Annotated in this window: 4 protein-coding genes; 1 reads left to right on the top strand and 3 read right to left on the bottom strand. The window is 58.8% G+C overall.

The window, feature by feature from the left end; all coding sequences use genetic code 11:
* Positions 1-165 precede the first annotated feature (165 nt).
* Together ACIQ17_RS31600 and ACIQ17_RS31605 are read right to left on the bottom strand one after the other, a co-directional pair.
* Positions 166-630, bottom strand: coding sequence for an acyltransferase (locus ACIQ17_RS31600; RefSeq protein ID WP_398473469.1), 465 nt, complete (start codon positions 628-630; stop codon positions 166-168).
* Positions 627-1,688 carry a Gfo/Idh/MocA family protein gene (locus ACIQ17_RS31605; protein ID WP_398473470.1) on the bottom strand — a complete coding sequence of 354 codons (1,062 nt, stop codon included), beginning with the start codon at positions 1,686-1,688 and terminating at the stop codon, positions 627-629. The genes ACIQ17_RS31600 and ACIQ17_RS31605 overlap by 4 nt, the downstream gene beginning before the upstream one ends.
* Before the next feature lie 518 nt (positions 1,689-2,206).
* On the opposite strand from ACIQ17_RS31605, the gene ACIQ17_RS31610 reads away from it, so the two are divergent.
* Positions 2,207-3,400 carry a CaiB/BaiF CoA transferase family protein gene (locus ACIQ17_RS31610; protein ID WP_398473472.1) on the top strand — a complete coding sequence of 398 codons (1,194 nt, stop codon included), beginning with the start codon at positions 2,207-2,209 and terminating at the stop codon, positions 3,398-3,400.
* A 60-nt stretch (positions 3,401-3,460) separates the two neighbouring features.
* Here ACIQ17_RS31610 and ACIQ17_RS31615 read toward each other — a convergent pair.
* Positions 3,461-4,137: tripartite tricarboxylate transporter permease (locus ACIQ17_RS31615; protein ID WP_398473473.1), on the bottom strand; the 677-nt coding region annotated here is incomplete at its 5' end.

A 4,137-nucleotide genomic window follows, 5' to 3' on the forward strand; every position in this document is an offset into this window, starting at 1 on the left:
GATGCCTCAAAGGCATCCACTTGACTGCCGCGGATAAAGGAACTGTCGCGAATGGTAGTTTCGATCGCAGCATCAATATCAGACTTGATGGTCTGATACTGAAGCCAAAGGTCGGCATAAGGCACGTGCATCAACAGTTCCCTTTCGCATCTGCCATGGACAGATTTACTTGGTGGCGAGGCGGCGTGCCGGGTTGCCGGCGTAAATCCCCGCCGTCAGGATGTCCTTTGTTACAACAGCACCAGCCCCAACGACAACGTCGTCGCAAATTCGGACCGGCATGATGGTCGCATTGGAGCCTATCGAAACCCTGTCGCCGACAATGGTATGGCGCCACAACTCCTTCCTGCCACGTGCAGGCCCGCCTATGCCAAAGGTATCATTTATAAACATCACTCCGTGACCGATGAAGCAATCCTGACCGATTGTCACAAGTTCGCAGATGAAAGCATGAGATTGAACACGCGTGCGTGCGCCGATAGCTGCAGTTTTCTGTATCTCCGTGAACGGTCCGATGAAACAATCATCGCCAATCTCGCAACCGTACAGATTGCAAGGTTCTGTGATCTTCACATTAACGCCGAACGTAACATCCTTCACGCCGACATGATGGATAGCCGGAGCGTTCATGAAGTCATGCCAAGACGACATTGACGGGGACTGAAAACCAAAGGCACCTCTCGTCCCGTCTCGATCGATTCGTAAAGAGCTGAAATCAACTCGAGACTGCGGCGACCTTCGAGCCCATCCACCAGCGCCGGGCTCTTGTTAATCAGACAATCGACGACATGCTCGTAATAGGCCTGATGCCCGAAGCCATACACGTTAGGGGGATTAACCGAAAACTTCTCGATCACTTCAGCGTCTGATGGCAGCTCATCGATGAATTGCCAGTGCCGAATCTGATTAACGGCGAAGCCGGCAATCTCGACCGTACCGCCGGATCCCAGTATCGAGAGCGACCCTTCCAAATCCTTTGGACGGATCGCGGTCGTTGCCTCGATGATGCCAAGAGCACCATTGCGGAACTTCAGCGTAGCAACTGCCGTATCCTCAGCTTCGATCTTCGCAAGCGCTGTGACGGCACGCGCATGGACGCTGACGATATCTCCGAAAAACCACTCAAGCATATCCACGTGATGGCTAGCTTGGTTGGCCAACACGCCGCCATCATGCGCCCACGTCCCACGCCAAGCGTCCTGATCATAATAAGACTGATCTCTACACCAGCGAACGCGAACGGTTCCGAGAATGAGCTTGCCGAATCTTCCAGCTTCAAGAGCTTGGCGGGCCTTTACCACTGGCACATTGAAGCGATTCTGCTTGACAACGAATAATTTGACGCCTGCACGGTCACAGGCCCGAATCATGGCATCTGCGTCTTCCAGACGCAGGGCCATCGGCTTTTCAACGACCACATGCTTGCCGGCACCGGCAACTGCGATTGCATCAGCGGCGTGCTGTCCGCTCGGCGTCAACACGGAAACTGCATCAATCTCCTTGCTCGCCAAGAACTCGTCGCGATTGTAATAGGCTTTTATGCCATAACGTGCCGCGATAGCGTCAGCTCGTTCGGGAAGCACGTCGCACACGGCCGTAAGACGTGCGCCGTCAATATGACCTCCTCCGAGCAAATCAGAGTGGCGCTTGGAGATTCTGCCACACCCAAGCAAACCGAATCGGATCATTTTCCCAACCACTAGCTAATTGCCCATCAGGAGCGCTTGTTACCCACCCGACCACCCAATTCAAGGGTCCAAACAAAAAAAACCAGCGTGAAAACAGGAGCGGAGGAACGTTCTTCAGCAATTGTCATCCTCCCCATGAGTAGAAGCCGGCCTTGGCGAGCTCCGAGACGTCGCGAGGCTCGTGTAAAGGCCGTCAAACTGATGGTACCCACCTCAGAAGTGCTTCGGTCAGCCGCTACGCGCGAAAAACCTTCGACCGGAGGAGCTCCGCTAGCGCTATTAGATTTGCCCGCCGACGAGTTTCTCCAAACTGGCTATTGCTGCCACAGCCAATTGCAACAGCGCGGCACCCCCCATGAAATAGCGAAGTATCTATCCTAACCTGGATGGCGATGGTTCTCGGAGGCTGCCTGATACAAATCTCCCGGAGAGTGGATTTTGTCGGTTAGAGCATGACAACATAATCAGATTGCGCGACAAGTTACGCCTTGGCTAACTTTGCGTCAGGAGCCTTCTGGATGCATCCCCCTCACGCCTCCTCCGCCCTCTCACGTTTCACCGTCCTCGACCTCACCCGCATCCGGTCAGGGCCAACCTGCGTTCGCCAACTCGCGGACTGGGGTGCCAACGTCATCAAGATCGATGCGCTCAGCGATGATGCCGGTTCGGAGCAACCTGGCGGCCCGCGGCAGGGGTTCGACTTTCAGAATCTCCATCGCAACAAGCGAGCCATGACGCTAAACCTGAAGGACCCGCGTGGCCTCGCGGTGTTCAAGCGGCTGGTCGAGAAGGCTGACGTCGTCGTGGAGAACTTTCGCCCGGACGTGAAGGACCGCCTCGGTATCGATTACGAGAGCCTGAAGGCGATCAATCCCGGCCTCGTCTATGGCAGCATTTCCGGCTTCGGGCAGGATGGGCCCTATCACAAGCGCCCCGGCTTTGATCAGATTGCCCAGGGCATGGGCGGGCTGATGTCGATCACCGGCGCGCCTGGCGAAGGACCGATGCGGGTCGGGATTCCCGTTGCCGATCTCACCGCCGGCCTCTTCTGCGCCACCGGCATCCTCACGGCGCTGCTGGAGCGCGACGTGTCCGGTCAGGGCCAGTGGGTGCAGACATCGCTGTTGCAGGCTCAGGTGTTCATGCTGGATTTCCAGGCCTCGCGCTGGCTGATGGAAGGCGAAGTACCGCAACAGGCCGGCAACAATCACCCGACCAGCATTCCCACTGGCGTGTTCAAGACATCGGACGGCTACATCAATATCGCCACCACCGGCGGCAAGATCTGGGAGCGCTGCGCGCAGGCCATCGGCGCACCGGATCTGATCACCAATGCCGACTATGCCACTGGCCCTGCCCGCTCTAAAAATCGCGACGCGCTGAATGCCGAGATCGAGCGCCGGACCGCGCAGAATTCCACGAACCATTGGGTCGAGACGCTGAATGCTGCCGGTGTGCCCTGCGGGCCGATCTACAACATCGACCAGATGTTCGATGACGCGCAGGTCAAGCATCTCGGCCTGGCGCAGGACGTGCCGAACGACCAGAACCGCAAGATCACGCTGGTCGCCCAGCCCTTCACGCTGTCACGCACCCCTAGCAAGATGGCCGCGCGGCCACCTGAATTCGGCGAGAATACCGAGGACGTCCTTGCCGAATTCGGCTTCAGCGCGGATGAGATCGCCGCACTGCGCGACGCCAAGGTGGTCTGATCGGGCCTTGCAGCTGAGCATGATCCGATCCGGAACGCCGGCCCCGCTTTTCGGATCGCTCTATCCCGCCGCACTCGCCGGCCGCAGCATGCGGCCGACGCCCGTGAAGATGCGGTCGATTACCGGCCAGAACAGCAGCGTGATGGCCAGCGTGGTGATGGTGCCCACCAGCCCGTTGGACCAGAACACGCCGAGGCTGCCGCCGGAGCCGATCATGGCGAGGCGGAAGGCGTCTTCGGCACGGCTGCCGAGCACCAGCGCCAGCGTGAACGGCGCCAGCGGGATGCCGATCTTCTTGAACACATAGCCGACCACGCCAAAACCCAGCATCAGCCAGATGTCGAACATGGCGTTCTGGATCGCATAGGCGCCGATGGCGCACGACACGACGATCATCGGCGCGACCGCCGCAAAGGGCACCCGCAGGATCGACGCGAAGATCGGCACCGTCGAGAGCACCAGCACGAGGCCAACCACATTGCCGAGATACATCGAGGCGATCAGGCCCCAGACGAAATCCTTGTGTTCGACGAACAGCAGCGGGCCGGGATTGAGGCCCCAGACCATCAGGCCACCGAGCAGGATCGCCGCGGTGCCGGAACCGGGAATGCCGAGCGCCAGCATCGGCAGCAGCGCTGCGGTGCCGGATGCGTGTGCCGCCGTTTCCGGCGCAAACACGCCCTCGATGCGGCCTTTGCCAAAGCTTTCCGAATCCTTGGAGAAGCGCTTGGCAAGAT

This window comes from Tardiphaga sp., from assembly GCF_044340795.1.
In the GTDB taxonomy this organism is placed as follows: Bacteria; Pseudomonadota; Alphaproteobacteria; order Rhizobiales; family Xanthobacteraceae; genus Tardiphaga.

Bases quoted from the DNA above. Each gene is read 5' to 3' on its own strand.
- ACIQ17_RS31605 (WP_398473470.1), bottom strand. From the start codon at position 1,688: ATGATCCGATTCGGTTTGCTTGGGTGTGGCAGAATCTCCAAGCGCCAC.
- ACIQ17_RS31610 (WP_398473472.1), top strand. From the start codon at position 2,207: ATGCATCCCCCTCACGCCTCCTCCGCCCTCTCACGTTTCACCGTCCTC.
- ACIQ17_RS31600 (WP_398473469.1), bottom strand. From the start codon at position 630: ATGAACGCTCCGGCTATCCATCATGTCGGCGTGAAGGATGTTACGTTC.